The sequence below is a fragment of the Nocardioides dilutus genome, from assembly GCF_054779555.1.
The window spans coordinates 976,494-996,534 of the sequence record NZ_BAAGYA010000002.1; the positions used below are offsets into that span (position 1 = coordinate 976,494).

The 20,041-nt window shown below is 72.1% G+C and carries 16 protein-coding genes and 1 pseudogene; 9 read left to right on the forward strand and 8 right to left on the reverse strand.

The annotated features are described in order from the left end of the window. Window positions 1-87 precede the first annotated feature (87 nt). From ACYVC6_RS14315 to ACYVC6_RS14325, 3 genes are all read left to right on the forward strand, one after another. Window positions 88-3,534, forward strand: a complete 3,447-nt coding sequence (locus tag ACYVC6_RS14315) for a BTAD domain-containing putative transcriptional regulator (protein WP_460715051.1) — start codon at window positions 88-90, stop codon at window positions 3,532-3,534. Next, window positions 3,531-4,925: an FAD-binding oxidoreductase gene (locus ACYVC6_RS14320; protein WP_460715052.1), complete on the forward strand. Its 1,395-nt coding sequence runs from the start codon at window positions 3,531-3,533 to the stop codon at window positions 4,923-4,925. Before ACYVC6_RS14315 ends, ACYVC6_RS14320 begins: the two co-directional genes overlap by 4 nt. A gap of 101 nt (window positions 4,926-5,026) precedes the next feature. Continuing rightward, window positions 5,027-6,409 carry an FAD-binding oxidoreductase gene (locus tag ACYVC6_RS14325; protein ID WP_460715053.1) on the forward strand — a complete coding sequence of 461 codons (1,383 nt, stop codon included), beginning with the start codon at window positions 5,027-5,029 and terminating at the stop codon, window positions 6,407-6,409. Between the two features lie 242 nt (window positions 6,410-6,651). Here the strand turns inward: ACYVC6_RS14325 and ACYVC6_RS14330 are convergent, their stop codons facing one another. Further along, the gene (locus ACYVC6_RS14330; RefSeq protein ID WP_460715054.1) at window positions 6,652-6,798 is read right to left on the reverse strand and encodes a hypothetical protein; all 147 of its coding nucleotides are present in this window, start codon (window positions 6,796-6,798) and stop codon (window positions 6,652-6,654) included. Between the two features lie 38 nt (window positions 6,799-6,836). Beyond that, on the reverse strand, window positions 6,837-7,874 hold the full coding sequence (locus ACYVC6_RS14335) for a DUF6081 family protein (RefSeq protein WP_460715055.1): 1,038 nt from the start codon (window positions 7,872-7,874) through the stop codon (window positions 6,837-6,839). A 506-nt stretch (window positions 7,875-8,380) separates the two neighbouring features. Here ACYVC6_RS14335 and ACYVC6_RS14340 point away from each other — a divergent pair. Further along, window positions 8,381-9,280 (forward strand): expansin EXLX1 family cellulose-binding protein, encoded by a 900-nt coding sequence (locus ACYVC6_RS14340; RefSeq protein ID WP_460715056.1) that lies wholly within the window; start codon window positions 8,381-8,383, stop codon window positions 9,278-9,280. A gap of 66 nt (window positions 9,281-9,346) precedes the next feature. Continuing rightward, the gene (locus tag ACYVC6_RS14345; RefSeq protein WP_460715057.1) at window positions 9,347-11,098 is read left to right on the forward strand and encodes a peptidoglycan recognition protein family protein; all 1,752 of its coding nucleotides are present in this window, start codon (window positions 9,347-9,349) and stop codon (window positions 11,096-11,098) included. 35 nt (window positions 11,099-11,133) lie between these two features. Here ACYVC6_RS14345 and ACYVC6_RS14350 read toward each other — a convergent pair whose 3' ends face one another. Then, window positions 11,134-11,919, reverse strand: a complete 786-nt coding sequence (locus ACYVC6_RS14350) for a PASTA domain-containing protein (RefSeq protein WP_460715058.1) — start codon at window positions 11,917-11,919, stop codon at window positions 11,134-11,136. 151 nt (window positions 11,920-12,070) lie between these two features. Between ACYVC6_RS14350 and ACYVC6_RS14355 the strand changes: the two genes are divergently transcribed. Continuing rightward, entirely contained in the window at window positions 12,071-13,447 is a 1,377-nt protein-coding gene (locus ACYVC6_RS14355) for a 13E12 repeat family protein (RefSeq protein ID WP_460715059.1), read from the forward strand. A 9-nt stretch (window positions 13,448-13,456) separates the two neighbouring features. On the opposite strand, the gene ACYVC6_RS14360 is transcribed toward ACYVC6_RS14355, so the two are convergent. The 3 genes from ACYVC6_RS14360 to ACYVC6_RS14370 all read right to left on the reverse strand — a co-directional run bounded on the left by ACYVC6_RS14360 (window position 13,457) and on the right by ACYVC6_RS14370 (window position 14,858). Beyond that, window positions 13,457-13,606, reverse strand: a complete 150-nt coding sequence (locus ACYVC6_RS14360) for a hypothetical protein (RefSeq protein ID WP_460715060.1) — start codon at window positions 13,604-13,606, stop codon at window positions 13,457-13,459. Next, window positions 13,546-13,899 carry a ferritin-like domain-containing protein gene (locus ACYVC6_RS14365; RefSeq protein ID WP_460715061.1) on the reverse strand — a complete coding sequence of 118 codons (354 nt, stop codon included), beginning with the start codon at window positions 13,897-13,899 and terminating at the stop codon, window positions 13,546-13,548. Before ACYVC6_RS14365 ends, ACYVC6_RS14360 begins: the two co-directional genes overlap by 61 nt. 68 nt (window positions 13,900-13,967) lie before the next feature. Beyond that, a complete protein-coding gene (locus ACYVC6_RS14370) occupies window positions 13,968-14,858 on the reverse strand; it encodes a MerR family transcriptional regulator (RefSeq protein ID WP_460715062.1) in 891 nt (296 codons plus the stop codon). Window positions 14,859-14,959: 101 nt separating this feature from the next. Here ACYVC6_RS14370 and ACYVC6_RS14375 point away from each other — a divergent pair, with 101 nt between their 5' ends. The 3 genes and pseudogenes from ACYVC6_RS14375 to ACYVC6_RS14385 all read left to right on the forward strand — a co-directional run. After that, the gene (locus ACYVC6_RS14375; RefSeq protein WP_460715063.1) at window positions 14,960-15,406 is read left to right on the forward strand and encodes an RNA polymerase sigma factor; all 447 of its coding nucleotides are present in this window, start codon (window positions 14,960-14,962) and stop codon (window positions 15,404-15,406) included. Between the two features lie 7 nt (window positions 15,407-15,413). Continuing rightward, window positions 15,414-16,178 carry a heliorhodopsin HeR gene (gene heR / locus ACYVC6_RS14380; protein WP_460715064.1) on the forward strand — a complete coding sequence of 255 codons (765 nt, stop codon included), beginning with the start codon at window positions 15,414-15,416 and terminating at the stop codon, window positions 16,176-16,178. 64 nt (window positions 16,179-16,242) lie between these two features. Then, window positions 16,243-17,436: pseudogene (locus ACYVC6_RS14385) on the forward strand (MFS transporter); the annotation flags it as partial. Between the two features lie 33 nt (window positions 17,437-17,469). Here the strand turns inward: ACYVC6_RS14385 and ACYVC6_RS14390 are convergent. Next, window positions 17,470-18,171, reverse strand: coding sequence for a 3'-5' exonuclease (locus ACYVC6_RS14390; protein ID WP_460715065.1), 702 nt, complete (start codon window positions 18,169-18,171; stop codon window positions 17,470-17,472). Next, window positions 18,168-20,021 (reverse strand): DUF294 nucleotidyltransferase-like domain-containing protein, encoded by a 1,854-nt coding sequence (locus tag ACYVC6_RS14395; protein ID WP_460715066.1) that lies wholly within the window; start codon window positions 20,019-20,021, stop codon window positions 18,168-18,170. Before ACYVC6_RS14395 ends, ACYVC6_RS14390 begins: the two co-directional genes overlap by 4 nt. Between the last annotated feature and the right edge of the window lie 20 nt (window positions 20,022-20,041).

Sequence of the window (20,041 nt, forward strand, 5' to 3'; positions counted from 1 at the left end):
GACTCTTGAGCCGGTCTTGGGAGTGGCTTGAGGGGCGCGCTGCCTGACGCGCCTTCCGGGTGGATCGCCGCCTGTTCGAGGAAGCGAGTGGGGAGGGTGGTGGACGGCGGGACGGCGGTGCGGCTCCGGGTGCTCGGCGAGCTCGCCGCCACCCGTGACGGCGCCGGTGTGGACCTCGGCGGGCGACGCCAGCGCGCCGTGCTCGCGGCCCTGGTCATCCTGCGTGACCAGGTCGTCTCGCCCGAACGTCTCGCCGACTGTGTCTGGGGCGACCACCCACCCGCCAACCCGGCCGGCGCCGTCCAGGCCTACGTCAGCCACCTGCGGCGGCGTCTCCAACCTGAGGCCGGGGCCCGCAGGCGCGACGGTGTCATCGCCAGCGAGGCGGCCGGCTACGTCCTGCGGCTCCCGCCCGACTCCGTGGACGCGTGGTGCTTCGAACGCGCCGTCGACTCCGCGGCAGGCCTCGCGCCGGCGGACGCGGTGCACACGCTGGACGAGGCGCTGCGACTGTGGCGCGGTCCGGCGTACGCCGAGTATCTCGGCGAGCCGTGGGTCGAGGCCGAGGCCCTGCGGCTCAGCGAGCTGCGCGCCGTGGCGCGCGAGCGCCTGCTGGAGGCGCGGCTCCAGCAGGGGGACGCCGCGGTGGTCATCGGTGAGCTCGAGGCGCTGGTGGCCGAGGACCCGCTCCGGGAGGAGCGCTGGCGACTCCTGGCGCTGGCCCTCTACCGGGCCCAGCGGCAGGCGGGTGCGCTGGAGGCGCTGCGCCGGGCCCGCGAGACGCTGGCCGAGGAGCTGGGCGTCGATCCCGGCCCCGCGCTCCGGGCCCTCGAGGCCGAGATCCTCGCCCAGTCACCAAGCCTCGACGCTCCGGCCCCGCGGCTCCCGGTGGACCTGTCGGTGGGGGAGTCGACCCCCGCACCGGTCACGCCGACCGACCTCGTCGACCGGGAGCGGGAGCTCACGACGCTGCGGCGGATGGTGGACGAGCTGTCCCACGGGCGACCCGGCTCCCTGCTCATCGAGGGTCCGGCCGGCATCGGCAAGTCCCGGCTCCTCGAGGAGACCGTGCGCCTGGCGAGCGCCGCCGGGGCCCAGGTGTTCTCCGCGCGGGCCAGCCAGCTGGAGCAGTCCTACGGGTTCGGGGTGGTGCGCCAGCTCTTCGACCCGTGCCTCAGCGAGGCCGGCGCAGGAAGCACGCTGCTGGCCGGCGCCGCGGCTGCCGCCACGCCGGTGTTCGAGGACGGCGCGGGCGACGACCCGGTGCCCCAGGGCGGCTTCGCCGTGCTCCACGGCCTCTACTGGCTGACCGTGAAACTGGCCGAGGCGGGGCCGCTGGTCGTCTGCGTCGACGACATCCAGTGGTGCGACAGCGCGTCGCTGCGCTACCTGGCCTACCTCGTCAAACGGCTCGAGGGAGTCCCGGTCTTCTTGGCGCTGGCGATGCGAACGGGCGAGCAGCACCCCGACGAGGGACTCCTCGCCGAGCTCGCCCTCGACCCGTCGGTCACCGTGCTCCGCCCGGCCCCACTGAGCGCGGACGCGGCCGCGACCCTGGTCCACGAGCGGCTGGGCGAGGGGGCGGCCCCGTTCGTCGACGCGTGCCACCGGATGACCTCGGGCAACCCGCTGCTCCTGCGCCAGCTGCTGCGGGCCCTGGCCGACGAAGGGGTCCCGCCCGACGTCTCCCACGTCGACACCGTGCGGGCCGTCGGCTCCCGCGCCGTCTCGGCCCTGGTCACGTTGCGGCTCCGCCGGATGCCGCCCGCGGTCACCGCCGTGGCACGCGCCGTCGCCGTCCTCGGTGAGGACGCGGGTCTGCCGACCGTGGCGGCCCTGGCCCGGCAGCCCGAGGAGCAGGTGGCCGCCGCCCTGGACACCCTGAGCCGCAGCGAGATCCTGAAGGAGGAGCGGCACCTCACCTTCGTCCATCCCCTGGTGCGGGAGGCCATCTACGACGACCTCTCGGCCGGCGAGCGCGCGCTGCACCACGAGCGGGCGGCCGAGGTCCTGCTGCAGCACGGGGCGGCACCCGAGCAGGTCGCGGCGCACGTGCTGCGCGCACCACGCCGGGGGAGCGCGGCCACCGTGGAGATCCTGCGCGCCGCGGCCGGCACGGCGATCTCGCGAGGCGCTCCCGAAGCGGCCGTCGCGCTGCTGCGGCGGGCGCTGGAGGAGCCCGTCACCGGACCCGACCGCGTTCACGTGCTGGTCGAGCTCGGCCGCGTCGAGGTCAACGTCGACGGCCCGTCCGCGGTCGCCCACCTCACCGAGGCCTACGCCGCCCTGGACGACCCGCGCCAGCAGGCGCTGCTCGCGATGGGCATCGTCCGGACCCACCTCTTCGCCTCGCCTCCGGGGGTGGCGACCGCCTTCGCCCGCGAGGCGGCCTCGGCGCTCCCGGACGGTCTCGACGACGAGCGGCAGGGCCTCCTCGCCCTGCAGCGCATCACCGGCTACATGCACGGACTTCCCGCGGACGCCTACCGGGCCGGCCCGATGCCGGAGGTCTCCGGTGCGGGAGACGGGGCGCGGATGCTCGCCGCGACCTTGTCCTACGAGCTGCTGCGCGACGTCCAGGACCGGGCCGAGGCGATCCGGCTGGCGCGCTTCGCCCTGGAGGGGGACCGCCTCCTCGAGATCGACAACGGCCTGTTCTGGGTCTTCGCGGCGACCGTCCGCCTGCTGGCCGACGACGACGTGGGCAACTTCTGGGACCGGGCCCTGGCCCGGGCGCAGGCGACAGGTGACATCTTCGCCACCCTCTCGGCGACCCTCTGGGGAGGCTTTAGCCAGTGGCGGCACGGGCGGCTCGACGACGCGCTGCGGTCGATCGGCGACGCCGTGCAGCAGCAGGAGGAGTGGGGCGCGTCCGGCGCCACCTCGACCTACGCAGGGGCGTTCGCCATCGGCGTCCAGGTCGACCTCGGCGACCTGGAAGCGGCGGCCGAGACGCTCGACCAGGCTCGGGAGCTGCCCTGGGTCGGCGAGGGTGGACGGCTGCTGAGGGAGGCCGCAGCCCGGCTGCTCGTCGAGCTGGGGCGACCTGAGGAGGCGCTCGGCGAGCTCAGCGCGCACCGGGACTACCCCCAGGTCGCCAACCCGGTGTGGTCCTCCTGGCGGGCACCGATGGCCCGGGCGCTGGCGGCGCTCGGACGCGACGAGGAGGCCGTCGCCGTCGCCCAGGAGGAGGTCGCGCTCCTGCGGGAGTGGGGTGCGCCCACCGCGCTCGGGCCGTCGCTGCGCGTGCTGGGCGAGGTGCGGGGCGCCGACGGGACGCCGGACCTCCGCGAGGCCGTCGAGGTCCTGACCGGGACCTACGCCGTCCTGGAGGAGGCTCGCGCCCGGCTCGCCCTGGGGCGCTGCGCGGAGGTCCCCGCCGACGAGGCGGTGCCGTTGCTGCAGGCCGCGCTCTCCACAGCCCGCGCGTGCGGGGCCCGATCAGTCGCGCGCGACGCGGAGGCGGCGCTCGCTGCGGCCGGTCTCAAGTCAGCCTCAAGTCGGTCCGGTCATCCTGGAGCGCCCCGATCGTGAGGAACCCCATGATCCCCGAGCCCACCGCGCCCCGCGCCGAGGTACTGCGCGGGCTGTGCGGCGGCGCCGTCCACCTGCCCGGCGACGCGGCGTACGACGAGGCGCGGATGCCCTGGAACCTCCAGGCGGACTCGCGGCCCGCCGCGGTCGCCTATCCGGCCTTCCCCCACGAGGTCGCCACCGTGCTGCGCGCAGCAGCGTCGGCCGGCCTCCGGGTCGCACCCCAGGGCACCGGCCACGGCGCTCCGCCGCTGTCTGGCCACCTCGCTGACGCCGTGCTGCTGCGGACCTCGGCGATGACCGAGCTGCGCATCGACGCCGCGCGACGCACGGCACGGGTCGGCGCCGGAGTGCTGTGGGGCGACGTCGTGGAGCGTGCCGGCCGCGTGCACCTGGCCGCGCATCACACCTCCAGCCCCAGCGTGGGCGTCGTCGGGTCCTCGCTGGGCGGCGGCCTGAGCTGGTACGCGCGGCAGCACGGTCTCCAGTGCAGCGCGATCACGGCCGTCGAGCTGGTGCTGGCGGACGGCACGTCCGTGCGCGCGACCGACGACGCCGACAGCGACCTGCTGTGGGCGGCTCGCGGAGGCGGGGGCGGGTTCGGGGTGGTCACCGCGCTCGAGTTCGACCTGCTCCCGGTGAGCACGGTGTATGCCGGGATGATGGCGTGGGACTGGTCCCACGCCGCACGCGTGTTGACGACCTGGTCCGAGTGGTGCGCGACCGCGCCCGAGTCGGTCACCAGTGTCGCCCGGCTGTTCCAGGTGCCCGACGAGTCCTGGCTGCCGGCCGACATGAGGGGCCGCCGGCTCGTCGTCGTCGACGCCGCCGTGCTCGCGGGCAGCGACGCAGCCGCCTCCCTGCTCGCCCCGCTGCGGGCGCTCCGACCGGAGATCGACACGTTCGGCGAGTGCTCGGCCACGTCCCTCTCGCACCTGCAGCTCGATCCGCTCGCGCCGACAGCGGTCTACGCCAACAGCGTCCTGCTCGACGCGATGCCCGGGGACGCCGTTGAGGCGCTGGTCGAAGCCGCCGGGCCGGGATCGCAGTCGGACCTGCTGTTCCTCGAGCTGCGCCAGCTCGGGGGAGCACTGGCACGACGGGCCCCGCGGGGCGGAGCACTCGACCGCATGGACGGCTCCTTCCTCGCGCTCGGCGTGGGGATCGACCAGGGCGCCGGGTGGGCGGCGGTCCGCGCGAGCGCCAACCAGGTGATCGACGCGCTCCAGCCGTGGACCAACGACTCGGCGTACCTCCTGATGGTCGACGACGAGATCGACGAGCAGCGCGGCCTGCCGGCCAGCGCCTGGCAGCGCCTGGTCGACGTCCGGGCGGCGGCCGACCCCGAAGGGCTGTTCCTCGCCCCGCATCCCCCTGCGAAGCAGGACTGAGCGCGCCGTCTCAAGTTGCCGCTCAAGTCGTCGGCAAGTTCGTCTCAAGATTCCGGCTCCACGGTGGTGCTCCCACACCACCACTTGGACCCGGAGGAATCATGACCATCACCGAAGACCGCATCGCCCCCGAGCGTCTCGAGGCCCTCGACGGCCTCGCGGAGCTCGACGCCCGGACGACCGGCACCGTCGCCGTCCCCGGTGACGCGGCGTACGACGCGCTCGTCTCGCCGTGGAACCTCGCGATCCCGGTGCGGCCCGCCGTGGTCGTCGCCGCGGCCACCGCGGGGGACGTCGTGGAGGCGGTCCGCTACGGCGCCCGGCACGGGCTGCGGGTCACCCCGCAGGCCACCGGCCACGGCCCCATGGCCGAGCTGACGACCGAGCTGCTCGTCACCACTGCCGGCCTCGACGAGGTCGTCGTCCACCCGCAGGGCTGGGCCCGGGTCGGAGCCGGTGTGAAGTGGCTCAAGGTCGTCGAGGCGGCCGCGCCGTACGGTCTGGCACCCTTGTCCGGCTCGATCACCGACGTCGGCGTGGTCGGCTACACCACCGGCGGCGGCCTCGGCCCCATGGCCCGCACCTACGGGATGGCCATCGACAAGGTGCGCGCCATCGAGGTCGTCACCGGCGACGGCCAACTGCGCCGTACCACCCCCACCGACCACCCTGAGCTCTTCTTCGGCCTGCGCGGCGGGAAGGGGATGCTGGGGATCGTCACCGCGATCGAGTTCGACCTGGTCCACCAGCCCACGTTCTACGGCGGCTCGCTGTGGTTCGACGGGGACGACGCGGCGACCGTGATCGAGCGGTGGCTGCACTGGTCGGAGGACCTGCCCGAGCTGGCCACCACCTCCATCGCACTGTTCCAGCTGCCCGACATGCCCGGCGTGCCTCCGCAGCTCGCCGACCGGCTCACGCTGTCGGTGCGCTACGTGTGGACCGGCGACGCCGCGGAGGGTGAGCGGCGCTTCGCCGAGATCCGCGCCGCTGCTCCGGTCATCCTCGATGACGTCTCGGACAGGCCCTACACCGAGATCGACGCCGTGCACACCGACCCGCTCGACCCGACGCCGGCCTTCGAGGCGGGTGCGGTGCTCACGGACTTCGATGCAGCGGCCATGGACGCACTGCTCGCACTGACGGGGCCGGGGGCGGCGTCGCCGCAGATCCTGGTCGAGGTGCGCCAGATGGGCGGGGCGATCGCTCGCCCCGGCGAGCACCCCGCAGCCTTCGCCTCGCGCGACGCGGCCTACTCGCTGCTGGTGGTCGGCATCTCCGAGGTCCCAGGGGTCGAGGACCACGCGGCCGCAATCCTCGAGGCGATGCGCCCGTGGACCGGCGGTCGCCGGCTGCCGAACTTCACGTTCACCCCCGAGGAGTACGCCGACGCGTACGACGAGGCGACGCGCGCACGCCTGCGCCGGGCGATCCGGACCTACGACCCCCAGGGCGTCATGGCCATCGGTCGCGTGCTGGGGTGATCGGGGCTCTCGGGGCGTCGAGCTGGGTCCCCGCGATTCCCGAGCCTTGTCTGTGGAGCTCCCCAGGAGCGCCGCCCGTGAGGTTCGGGAGTCGCGGGCCACGGCGAGCGGTGAATCGCTTTCAAATCCGAGGGGCCTTGAGCTCGTCCGAGCCGGGTTCGTGCGCTGCACCCTACGACGAGAGCATTAGCGGCGGCGCTATGACGCGGGCTGCCCGTACTCACGCCCTGCAAAGGAATGCCCTAGTACAGGCCGAGCAGGCCCGGCCGGCCGCCGGACAGGACCACTGTGACCGCGACGTTGCTCAGGAGCTCGCCCAGATCCCCGGGTAGCCCGTCGAGCGCCTCTCGGACTATTTGCTCGAACCGCTCGGGCTCGACCTCGATCAACGGCCGGTTTCGGGTAGTCGGGGTGGCGATGCTTGGGTTCAACGCGTGACCGTCTTGACCTTGAACTCGTCGAAGGTTCCAGTGGCGCCTTGGCCGAAGAGTCGCTCGTTGAGAGGGATGCTGACCGAGAGCTCGGGCGCTTCGGGGTGCTGGAAGGGGAAAGCGTCGAGCAGACTGAATAGGCCGTGGCCGATCACCAGGCTGTTCACCTTGCCACTCAGGTCCTCGCCGGCTCCAAGCGAGGGGTAGATGCCGCTGTAGTCAACATCTTGAACATCCAGAGGGACACCGACGTTGTTGACGTGGGCGATCAGTCTGCCGTCGAAGAAGTAGTCCACCGAGCTCCCGTTGGCATCGCGGTTGAAGCGAATGCTGACGCTGTGTGTACCCCGGGAGGCGGGGATCTCCTTGATGATTTGGGTGTACATCTTCTCCCGCCCTACGTACTCCGGAGAGCCTTCGGGGGCGTTGCCAGTGACGTTGGACGGCAGGCGCTCGATGAGGGCGAAGGCCGTGCCGCCTGAGACGAACCAGTCGAAGAGTTGCCCGGTGCTGAAGTCCACGACGTTCATCACCACGCCCGCTTGCTGGCCCTCCAGGGTGGGTTCGGCGTAGGGAGCCCCGCTCTCGAGGTACGTGCCGTGGATGACCCGACCGGGTTCAGTGCCCGGCGTCGAAGCCTTGATCGTGGAGCTGATCTCGACCGAGCCCGTGACCGGTACAGGGAACGACTTGTTGCTGATCGCGATGTACTTCAGGTGATCGAAGACGCTGAAGTCTGCGCCGGTGCGGAACGGCACAGCGGAGACCGTGAACGCTCCGCGGGCGAAAGAACGGGTGTCGGTCAACGCCATCTCACCGAGACCGTAGGGGTTGGTCCACTTCTGTTGGTAGTCCGCCAACGAGTAGCCCGGCTTGCCGAAGTCGTCGTACAACTCGACGGTGGTCTTGGGTACCCCGGCGGGCCTGTCGGCATCTGCGCGCGGCGCCCAGAGGAACGCGCCGCTCAGGCTCACGAACGCTGCCACCAGTATGGCAATCCGGGTTGGCTGGATGATCATGCCGCGGTGGGTCATGGGGGTCTCCGTCCGGAATTCGGTGCATTCGACTCTTCTCCGTTTCGCACGCGAGCGGAATACCGAGAACTGGGGACCAAGTCGAGCCGGCGCCGGCGCTGGGCGTCGCTCGTCCAAAGCAACGCGATCCGGGCCTGCCGCCGCACGCTGTCGTGACCCACGGTGGGACGGCCGCGCCGTCTCATCTCGGGAGGACTGCCAACGGGTTGGCGCGGCATCCTGGGCGCAAGGACGCGGGTTCTCGGCCAGTCGCGTCGCACCGTTCCGCGAGCCGATCCCGCCTGGGCTGGCGGGCTTCGGCTGATTGGCTCACGTTCGTGGTGGATCCCAGGGACGCCCTCGAAGCACTCGCGGGCCCGGGGGCCCGAGCGCCGTGGTTCTGCCCGGCAGGGTGTTTCGAGTCTGAACCAACTCGCAGTGCACGAGCGAACAGCCGATGGCCCGGGGCGCAAAGGAACCGCGGCGGGTATCCGAGTGAGTGTCGCGGCGGGCCCCTTTCTGCCCGGGTGTGGATCCGTGAAGGCGGCGAAGTTCAGGGCGCCTTTGGTCATGGGGTCCAGGGGTCTGCCAGGGTGAGGCTGCTATCGAACATCGGAATGGAATCGGGGCTCTTCATGGTCGCGAACGTTCAATGGAGGATCGCAGCGGTCACCGCTGCGCTGCTCGCGGTCGGCGGCGGCGCGGTGGCGCTCGGGTCCGGCGCCTCGGAGGTCGCGGCCGCGAGCTCGGGCGCCCCAGCGGCAACCGTTGCGGTGCCGGCGATGAAGGCCGACGAGGCTCCCCTGGCGCGTAGGATCAAGCCGGGGAAGAAGTACACCGGTATGGCGACTTTCTATGACGCGAACGGTGCCGCGGGGGCTTGTTCGTACGATGCCGGTACCGAGGTCATGACCGCGGCCATGAACACCTACGACTACGACACGGCGAACGCTTGTGGCGACTATGTCAAGGTCACGGGGGTCAAGAACGGCAAGTCGATCATCGTCCGGATCACCAATCTGTGCCCGGGATCGTGCCGCTTGCACCAGCTCGACCTGAACCCCTTGGCCTTTGACAAGCTCGACGATCGTCAAGCGGGCGAGACTCCCATTACCTGGAAGCTCCTGAGCCCCAAGAAGGCCGCCGCCGGCATCTCTCTTCGGTACAAGGTCGGGTCGAGCCAATGGTGGTGCGGGATTCAGGTGATCGACCACCGGAATCCGGTCGCCCGGCTGTCGGTCAGGTACCAGGGCAAGTGGAAGCGCCTCAAGCGCACCGAGTACAACTACTTCCTCTCCCCCGAGGGCCATGGGTGCGGAAAGAAGATCAAGGTGACCGACATCTACGCTCAGACGCTCACGATTCGAGCCCTGAAGATCTTGCCTGATGTCACTCAGGCCACGAAGAAGCAGTTCAAGAGGCACTGACGTCAAGTCGTCGTACGCACCCTCAGCCTCCATCGCCGTGTTGCTGCAGTGTCTTATGGTGCTGGAGTGGAGCATGAGGCAACCCACCGTCGCCCCCTGCTCAAAGCGATGGTCGGCGGTGGCCTGGCATTGGGCGCCGTCGCGGGCGGCGCCCGAGTCTTCCTGTCCCCGGACGGGCTGGGGTCGAAGGGCGAGGGGCCGCCGGCGCTCCAGCTCTCCGCCGACGGCGGGTCCGACGTCCGCGCGCTCGAGGTCCGGCTGGGCGACGAGCTCCTCCCGCAGGTCGGCCAGCGGCGCTGGGGCTCGACGCAGCTGCGGACCTCGACCCACTCGATGGTCGGCTTCACCTGGGCGGCCGGCCGTTCCGCGCAGCCCAAGGTGCAGGTCAGGTCGCGGGTCCGGGGCGGCTGGACCGACTGGCGGTCGGTGCGCACTCTGCACGACCTGCCCGACCCCGGCTCCGGCGAGGGCAGAGGAGTGCTGGGCACGGAGCTGATGTGGATCGGTGACGCCGACGGCATCCAGGTCCGGGTCGGGGGAGCGCGGCCGTCCGACCTGACGATGGTGCTGCTGCACCCGGCCCGGCGGGCCGGCGACCGGGTCCGGTCCGAGTTCGCCCGCGACCCGGCGACGTACGGCCGGAGCAGCGAAGGTGCGCTGACCCCGACCACGCGCCCGACGATCTACTCCCGCAAGCAGTGGGGCGCCGACGAGAGCTGGCGCGACGGCAGTCCGCGCTTCTGCAGCACCATCCAGCAGGTGCACGTGCACCACACGGTCAACAGCAATGACTACGCCGAGGACGACGTCCCGGCGCTGCTGCGCGGTATCTACCGCTACCACGTCAAGAACCTGGGCTGGTCCGACATCGGCTACAACTTCCTGGTCGACCGGTTCGGCCGGATCTGGACGGGCCGCGCCGGCGGTGCGGCCAAGGCGGTGCGCGGCGCCCACACCCTCGGCTTCAACGCCACGTCGACCGGTGTCTCGGTGATCGGCAACCTCGACCAGGTCGCGCCGAGCTCCGCCGTGCTGGAAGCGATCGCGCAGGTCGCGGCGTGGAAGCTCTCGCGCTTCGGGCTCCGGGGGAGCGGGACGACGACGGTCGTCTCGGAGGGCAGCGACAAGTTCCGGCCGGGCAAGTCGGTCACGCTGCCGGTCATCGACGGGCACCGCGACACCAACGACACGGCCTGCCCGGGCAGCAAGCTGTACGCCGTGCTCGACCAGGTGCGCCAGCGCACCGACGCGATCATCGACGCCGCGCAGCAGCAGCCGATGTCGTTGACCCGGCCCGCGTCGGTCGTCGGAGCGCCGGTGGTGGGCGGTCGGCTCAAGGCGCGGCTGCCCAAGGGGCAGCCGGAGGGCACCACGGCCGGGTTCGCCTGGCTGCGGGACGGGGTGGCCATCGCGGGCGCGACCGGCAAGGTCTACCGACCCACGGCCGAGGACGCCGCAAGGCAGCTCGGCGTGCGGATCACCCTGGCCTGCCCCGGCTACGAGACGACCGAGGTGGCGGCCAGCGCGGCGGGCATCGTCAAGGTCGAGACGACGCTCGAGGTGCGCGAGTCAGGCCGAGGCGGCCGGGTGAAGGTGCGGACCCGGGTGGTGCCCGTCGGGATGGACGGCGTACCGACCGGGTCGCTGAAGATCAAGGTCAACCAGCGCAAGAAGCGGGTGGACCTGCGCAACGGTCGCCGCAACGCCACCTTCGTCGGCTTCGCCAAGGGCCGCTACCCGGTGGTGGTCCGCTACTTCGGTGACGGCGTGTTCCTGCCGGCCCGTGCGGTCTCGGAGGTGCGGGTCCGCCGCGGCTGACAGGTCCGTCGAGGGCCCGAGGCCTGAGCCACGTCTCACTCGCAGGCGATGCCATCGCCTTCGCTGTCGAGGTCGTACGGATCGGAGCCGGTCACGTAGATGGGTCCGACGGCGTACTCGGGTCCATTGCCCGAGCCTCCGGCGCAGTCGTAGTCCGACGCCGGTGTCAGGCAGGGCGAGTAGCCGGGCGTGCAGTTCTGAGACGCCGGCGGTGCAGCCCGTACGACGTTCGCCACCACGATCGTGACGGCCGCACCCGGCACGGCGAGCTCGCCTCGGCCGGGTGTCTGCGACAGCACCTCACCGTCGCGGCCGGAGGTCCGGGTCTGCTCCTCCACCACGACCTCGAACCCCGCCGCGCGCAGCATTTCGGCGGCGACGCGTTGGAGGCGACCGACCACCGAGGGGACTGCCGGGTAAGGGATGGCAAGAGCCAGAGCGACCGCAGATCCGGCCGCGAGCACCGTGCCGACCTTGACGCTCTGGCTGAGCACGGTGCCTGGAGGCTGCGCTGACGGAATCTCGGTCAGTCCCTCGACGACGAATCCCGCCTCTACGAGCGCCTGCTCGGCGTCCGACTGGCTCATGCCGACGACCTTGGGCACCGTTGGCGGCGGCTCAGGCGAGGGCGACGGCGTTTCGGACGGGGCGGAGGGCTCCGACGGCGAGGCCGAGCTCTCGGAGTCCGGCGCTGCGACGACAGGCTGCGGCTTCGCTGCCGACCCGCTGGCGGCTCCCTCTTCCGCCGCACAGCCAGCGCCCAGCAACACGACCGCGGCCGACAGGCCAGCCGCCAGCCTCGTACATGATCGAGATCTCATGGTCCTGGCCTTCCTACAGCGAGCGCACAGAGTGACAGTCCGGGAGCCGAGCGGTAGGCGGAATCCGTCCTGGCTGCGAGAAATGGCCCGCAATCTGACCCGATCGGGCTAGTTCGAGCCGGTGTCGGTGGCCTCCTCTAGCGTCGTGGGCATGAAGGATCTCGGGTACGAGGCAGGGTCGGGCAGCGGTGTCGCCGCGCCCCACCTGTCGCCGTCCCCGGACGAGGTCCGGGAGTTCGCCCGCCGGATGGCGAACGCCGACTGGGGCCACCTCGACGACCAGCAGCGCATCGACCTGATCGACGCGGGGGAGACGCTCAAGAACTGCACCAGTGGCGTGCAGCTGCGGGTCGGCCTGGACTTCGAGGCGTCCCAGCGCCGGGAGGCTGCCAAGAAGGGCGTGCGTGCCGGGAAGCAGGGGCTGGGCGTCGCCCACCAGCTGGCGCTTGCCCGCCGGGTGTCCCCGCATTGCGCGAAGCGGATCCAGCATCTCGGCCACCGGCTGGCCGGGATGCCGGAGACCTTCGCCGCGCTGACCCACGGACTCCTCAGCGAGGAGCGGGCGGCCATCATCGCGACGCACACCGAGTGCCTCTCGGCCAACCTGCGGGAACGCGTCGACCTCGCGATCGCCGGCGACCCGGAGTGGCTCGCGACCCTCGGCAACAAGCAGCTCGAGGCCGAGGTCGACAAGCTCGCCTACCGACTCGACCCCAAGTCGTTCGTCGAGCGCGCAGCCAAGGCGGTCGCGGATCGTCGGGTCACCAGTCGCCCGGCGCCGGACACGATGATGTTCCTCAACCTCCTGCTCCCGGTCGTCCAGGGAGTGGCGTCGTATGCCGCCCTGCAGAGGTATGCCACGGCAGCCCGGGCCGCGGGTGACCCGCGAAGCATGGGCCAGCTGATGGCTGACCGCGCGGTCGAGCTGCTCACCGGTCAGGCCACCGCGGACGCCGTGCCCGTGACCGTCGACGTGATGATCCCGGACACCTCGATGCTCGGCATCGACGACGACCCGGCGATCGTCCCGGGCTACAACCCGATCCCGGCGGCGATCGCCGTCGCCCTGCTCCTCACCGCGCAGGAACAGGGCCTCGCGACGCTGCGCCGTCTCTACACGCATCCCAAGCACGGCCGCCTGGTCGCGATGGAGTCGGTGGCACAGGAGTTCCCGGCGATGCTCGCGGCGCTGATCAGGAAGCGTGACCAGATCTGCCGCCAGCGTTGGTGCGATGCGCCGATCCGCAACTCCGACCACGCCCAGCGCAAGGCGGACGGTGGTCCCACCAGCTATCTCAACGGACAGGGCACCTGCGAGGCCTGCAACCAGGCCAAGGAAGCGATCGGGTGGCGGGTCAGAGCCCGGCCCGGACCAGCCGGGCTGCAGGACCCCCACGTCCCTCACACCATCGAGACGGTCACTCCCACCGGGCACGTCTACACCAGCGTCGCCCCCCAGGTCGGAGTGGTCAGGCGGGCGATGGCGATGGAGATCTACGTCGCCGAGGACTTCACCCTGGTCTCGTGACGACGCCCGTCAGCTGACGTTCTGCAGTGCCTTGACCTCGTCGCGAGCGGCGACGATCCCGGCGTGCTGCCGGGTCACCACCGCGCAGAAGCCCTCGCTCAGGTCCTGCTGGAGCGCCTTCTCGTACTCCGCACTGCGTGGTCCTCGCCGGTCACGCACGCGCCGAGGACGCTGCCGGGGTCGTCGCCGGTCAGGGCGTCCTTGAGGGCGATCCACCCACGGTGCAGAGCGGCGGTCATCGTGCCGCTCTCGTCGACGTCGTCGCCGTAGTCGTGCCCCATCTCGACGATCTCGCGCCGGAAGTCGGCCCGCTGCTCGGAGAACCGCTGCAGCGTCGCCGCCCACTCGGCGTGGTCGCCGTCCTTGACCTTGTCCGCGGCGCTGGCGTAGCCGCGCTCGCCGTCCCTGAGCGTCTCCACCAGCTCCTTGGCGGCGTCCTTGTCGTCGGTCACGGGGGTCCCTTCGTCGATGTGCGCTGAGCGGAGGCGGTACCCCCACGGGCCGCGGTGCAACCGCTCGGTCAGTGCACGACCCGGTCGAGCTCCTCCGCGGCATCGCCGATGCCGAAGGGCAGTGACCGCACGCCGGGTGCGAGGTCGGCTGCCGAGGATCCGCCGGCGCAGACGATCGGCGCCGGAGACCCCGCGAGCAGCCGCTCGGCGACCGCCACCGCGGCCGGACGGTCCTCCTGGGTGGGGACCGACAGCACCGCCGCCTGCGCGCGGCGGCTGCGGACGGCTGTCTCCCAGCTGTCGACCGGGACGTCGGCGCCGAGGTAGAGGACGTCGAGACCCCTCCTGCGGAGCGCGGTGGCGAACGCCAGGCACCCGAGGTCGTGCTGGGCGCCGGGGGGCAGGCCGACCACCACCGTCGGGCCCCTCGACCTGCTGCCGGCCGCGTCGAAGGCGGCGGAGAGCCGCCGGTGCACCGCGGCGCTGGCGGCGTGCTCGCCGGCGACGTCGATCTCGCCGCTCGCCCAGCCGTCGCCGAGCGCCTCGAGGGCGGGGAAGAGCCAGGAGTCGACGACGTGCTCGAAGGAGCCCAGCGCGAAGCCGGCGTCGAGGCTCTCCTCGATGCCGGCGGCGTCCAGCCGTGCCGCCGAGGACAGGAAGCGCTGGGTGGAGGCCTCCGCGCCCGACAGGTCGTCAGTGGCGGTGTCTCGTGCGACCGGATCGTCGAGCGGGGCGGCCGGGGCGGTGCCGTTGCGAACGGCGGCGGCGGCCTCCACGGGTGACCAGCCGTCGTCGACCAGCCGGCGCATGCTCGAGACGGCCGCCAGCGCCGCCTCGTCGTAGACCCGGTAGCCCGAGGCGTTGCGGTGAGGGACGACGACGCCGTAGCGGCGCTCCCAGGCCCGGAGCGAGGCCTCGGGGACGCCGGTCAGCCGGGCGGCCTGCTTGATCGTGTACATGGCGTGTACAGACTAGGGCTAAACAAACCTTGTGCAAACCTTTGACATGAGGCAGTCTGGTCGTGCGCCGGGCGGACGCCTCGGCGGAAGAGGGACAGACGATGCAACTGACAGCCACGCCCCGGGGCCTCCGGGACCAGTGGGACCGCCACGGGGGGTCGGCGTACGCCCTGGCGTGCGCGCTCCTCGGCAATGAGAAGGCCGCCGCCGAGTCGGTGCGGCTGGCGATGACCGACCTGGCCCGCTCGACCGACGTCCGCTCCGACGACGACGCCCGGCGGCTGCTGGCGCGCTCGGTCCTGCGCCACGCTCCGGAGCCACCCAGTGGGACGGCGGATGGCGAGAGGCTCCCGCGGCCGATGGTGTGGCTGAGCCGGCTCGCCCGGCTCCAGCGCGCGAGCCTCGCGCTGTGCGTCTACGGCGGGCTCACCCACCGCGAGGCCGCGGACCTGCTCGGCGTCTCGCCCGCGACGGTGGCCGACCTGTTGACCGCCGGCCTCAGGGAGCTGGGCCGACTGGCTGCCGCCGACACGGTGACCTGCGCGTGACGTCGCCGTGAACGCACCCGACGCCACCACGAGCACCCGTCTCCGCGGGGCCAACCTGGCCGCCGCCGCGATCCACGCGGTTCAGGCGGTCGCGGTGGTCGCCCTCGCCAGCGACTTCGCGCTGCCGGTGACCGCGAGCTATCTGACCGGTCCGCCGGGCACCACGCCCGAGGACCCGGTCGTCCTCTTCGACATCCCCACCGGGCTCGCGGTGGCGGCGTTCCTGGCTCTCTCTGCCGTCGCCCACGTCGTCGTCGCGACCGTGTGGTGGCGGCCGTACGCCGCCGACCTGGGCCGGCAGCGCAACCCGGCCCGCTGGGTGGAGTACTCGCTCTCGTCGTCGCTGATGATCGTGCTGATCGCCCAGCTCGTCGGCATCTCCGACGTGGCGGCGCTGGTGGCGCTCTTCGGGGTGAACGCCTCGATGATCCTGTTCGGCTGGCTGCAGGAGCACTACGAGCGACCGGGCGGCGGTGGGTGGCTGCCGTTCGTGTTCGGCTGCGTGGCCGGGGTGGTCCCGTGGGTGGCGATCACGATCTACCTGCTCTCGCCCGGCTCGACGTCCGACGCCTCGCCCCCGGGGTTCGTCTACGGGATCTTCGTGTCGCTGTTCGTCTTCTTCAACGTCTTCGCGCTCAACCAGTGGCTGCAGTATCGCGCCACGGGGCGGTGGCGGGACTACCTGTTCGGCGAGCGGGTCTACATCGTGCTGAGCCTCACCGCGAAGTCCGCCCTCGCCTGGCAGGTGTTCGGCGGCACGCTGGCGTCTTGACCTTCAGGTGACATCGGCGCCTCCCACTTGACTTCAAGCGCACTTGAACCGCTTTCCTCGCCCGATGCCCATTGCTCGTCCCGCACGTGTGCTGCCGCGCGGCTACAAGGAGGTGTTCGCACACCGGGAGTTCCGCCGCTTCGTCCCGGCCGTCGCAGCGTCCGACGTCGGCGACGGCATGAGCGTGGTCGCGGTTGCGTGGCTCGCGATCCAGGTGGCTCCGCAAGGCTCCGTGGGTCCGTACGTCGGCATCGCCGTGGCCGCCTACGTTCTCCCCGGAGCGGCGGGTGCGCTGGCGTTCACCCGTTGGCTGCAACGCCGGTCAGCGCGTCGGTTGTTGGGCGCTGACGCGGTCGTGCGGGCCGTGTTCCTGGGAGGGGTGCCGACCGCCTGGGTTCTCGGGGAGCTGTCTCCTGAGCTCTACGTGGCTCTGCTCGCCGGGTCCTCATTGCTTCACGCCTGGGGAAGAGGCGCCAAGTTCGCGCTGGTCGCCCAGCTGTTGCCCCACCATCAGCGGCTGGCAGGCAACGCACTGCTGAGCACATCAGTGTGGGCGTCCACTCTCGTCGGACCCACGCTGGCCGGCGTGCTCACGACCGTGATCGCTCCCGCCTGGATCATCGCTCTGGATGCCCTGTCCTACGCGCTTCTCGCGGTGCAGGTGGGCCGCATCCAGGTCCCCGAGGTCCCCACTCTGCCGACGGCTCACGCGCGACTTCGCGACGGTCTCCGCATCGTGTTGACCAGCCCTGAGCTGCTCGGTCTGCTGGCGGTTACCTGGCTGTTCGCCCTGTTCTGGGGGCCGGTCATGGTCGCCCTGCCGGTCTTCGTCGCCCAGGAGCTCCAAGGTGGGGCGAGCCTGCTTGGGCTCTACTGGTCCGTCTTCGGGCTGGGCGCGGTCGCCGGGGCCCTCGCGGCCGGGAGCCTCCGGCGGCTGCCGCTGTGGCCGGTGATGATCTTCATCATCGCCGGCCACGGACTGGCGATGCTCCCCTTCGCCCTTCCCGGCCCCGCCCTGGTCTCGATGGTCGGCTTCGGACTGGGCGGGCTGATCTACGGTCCCTACAACGCCCTGTCCTTCACGCGCTTCCAGGACCGGACACCCCCGGCCTGGCTCACGACCGTGCTGGCGTTCCGCGCCGCCGTTCTGCTGACGGCATCGCCGATCGGCGCCGGGCTGGCCGGGCCGCTCACGGCCGCAGCCGGCCCGCGCTGGGTCCTGGCGGGCACGGGTGCCGCCATGATCTTCCTCGCGTGCCTGGCAACCTGGCTGGCCCGACGCCCGCGGGCGCTAGCCCGACCGCTTGGGGGAGAGATCGCGCAGCAGGGCATCCCGGCCCAGTCGCCGCTCGAGCTCGGCGACCTGGGCGAGGAACAGCTCGGCGGCGGCGAGAGCGTCGGTGAGGGCGTGGTGGGCGGTGTAGCGCGGCAGTCCGTAGGCGCGCCTGACAGCGTCCAGGCGCAGCGAGCCGCCGGCCGCCCGGTGGTGGGCGGGCAGGAGCCGCTGCTGCAGGGCCAGCGTGTCCACCGCGGTGACGGGCGGGCGGGCGCCGTACGCAGCCAGGGTGGCCTCGGCGAGGAAGCCCAGCTCGAGCTGGGCATGGTGGGCGAGCAGGACCCGGCCGTGGAGGGCGTCCAGCAGGCGCGGGAGCACGTCGGGTAGGGGGGTGGCGTCGGCGAGCTGGTCGTCGGTGAGCCGGTGGAAGGTGGCGGAGGCGCCGACGTCCACCTCGCCGGGCGGGCGGACCGTGAGCTCCTGGGCCTCGGCCAGCACGATCTCCCGGCCGATCACCGGCACCCACCCGACCGAGAGGAGGTGGTCGATGCGCGGGTCGAGACCGGTCGTCTCGACGTCGAGGGCGAGGAACTCCACCCCGGCCACCGCGGTGGCGTCGCCTGAGGGTGCCGCGGCGGCCAGCTCCCGCAGCGGCCCGGCCGGGTAGTGCCCGGGGTCGCGTCGGCGGTGCCGGCGGAAGGGCAGCCACGCCCTCACTCGAACCCCGGGGGCAGGTTGCGGGACAGGTGTTGCTGGGCAGAGCGGACGATCTCGAAGGCGTCCTTGAGGTGGCGGCGCTGCCGCTCGGTGAGGTCGGCGGGCGCGAGGTGGTTGTCCGGCGGGTGGCCAAGTCGTGACTGGGCCGCCTGGTGGTGCAGGCGCAGGTAGGACATGAGCTCCAGGGCGTCGGTGAGCTCGGCGGCCATGCCGGCGTCGATGATCCGGGCGTCCGCGGCGACGCCGAGGCGGGCGCGCGTGGAGAGCACCGGTGAACCGGCCCGCAGGGCGTGGACCCGGGCCAGCTGGACGACCGCGGAGATCGGGCGCTTGATGTCGAGGGTGTCCCGGTGGTCACCGTGTCGCTCCAGCACCAGCCCCCGGAAGAACCCCAGTGGCGGTCGCATCGCGATCGCCTGTCGGGACAGGTGGCCCAGCAGCAGGAGGGAGGCGGTCGCGGACGAGTCCCGGTGCACCTGCTCGGCCAGTCGACGGTCGCCGGCCAGGTGGCGCATGTCGTGGAAGATCGCCGAGCGGAGCACCGCGTCGGGGTCCGGCTCGTGCGACCACCCGGCGAACTGCCGCCGCCACCCCTCGACCGTGAGCCGCCACTGGGGGTTGGTGGCCATCACCTCTCCAGGACACCGGGGCCAGCCGGAGTCCTCGAGCGCCGTGGTGACCCGCTCGGCCAGCTCGGCGAACCACTCCTCGCCGGCGCCGTCCAGGGCCGCACCCAGCACGATCGCGTGGTCCTGGTCGGCGGAGAGCCCCTCCTCCTCGCGGGCCGCCGAGCCGAGCACCACCCAGCTGTACGCCGTCGGTGGCGGGCCCAGCTCGGCCTCGACCAGCGTCACGACGCGGCGTCGTACGGCGTCGCCCAGCGCGGTGGCCACCCGCGAGACGTCCGCGGCCGTGACGTCGCGCTCGAGCAGCTGTCCGAGGGCCGCCGGGATGCTCCGCGCCTCTTCCACGACCCCCGCCAGCGTCGTCCGGCCTCCGATCTCGGCGGCGAGGTAGACGGGATTGGCGTTCTCGAGGCGGACCAGGTCGGTCGTGGTCACGAGACCCAGCGGGCGGCCGGCGTCGTCGACGACAGGGAGGTGGTGGATGTCCCGGCTGACCATCTCCAGGAGGGCCTCGAAGGCCAGGGCGTCGGCGGTCAGCGTGACCGGCTCCGGCGTCATCACCTCGTGCACCGGGCGGTCGGGGTCGAGGCCGACCGCGAGCACCCGGTTGCGCAGGTCACGATCGGTCACGATGCCGCGCAGGTCGCCGTCCTCGACCACGAGGATGCTGGAGACGCCGGCCTCGGACATGGCGGCCGCCGCGGCCTCGACCGTGGCGGTGAGAGCGGTGGTGACCGGCTCCCGGGTGATCAGCGCGCCCACCCGGGTGCTCAGCGCGGTGCTCCCGCTCGTCGCTCGCTGCAGGTTGCCGATCGCCCGGGCGAGCCGCGCGTGGTGCGTCGCGGCGTAGAACGTCGCGAAGTCATGGTGCGCCCGGGACAGCTCCTCGAACGCGCCGGGCTCGAGGACCAGGAGCAGCGTGTCCTCCACCGCTGTGCACCGGTAGCGGGTGGGCCTGTGCTCCAGCAGCGAGCTCATCCCGAATGCGCCTCCGGTGCCGACCCGGTCGACGAGGTCGCCGGTCTCGTCGCGCACCTCCACCGCGCCCGACCGGACGACGTAGAGGCCGTCGCCGCGTTCGCCGGCGTCGAGCACCACGGTGCCGCGGCGGGCGTAGCGCAGGGTGCACCGGCGCGGCAGCCGCTCCAGGGCCTCGCTGGGAAGGGCGTCGAACGGGGCGTGCCGGGCCAGGAAGTCCCGGACCTCGGCGAGCTCGACGTCCATGCCGATCATGGTGGCACCGA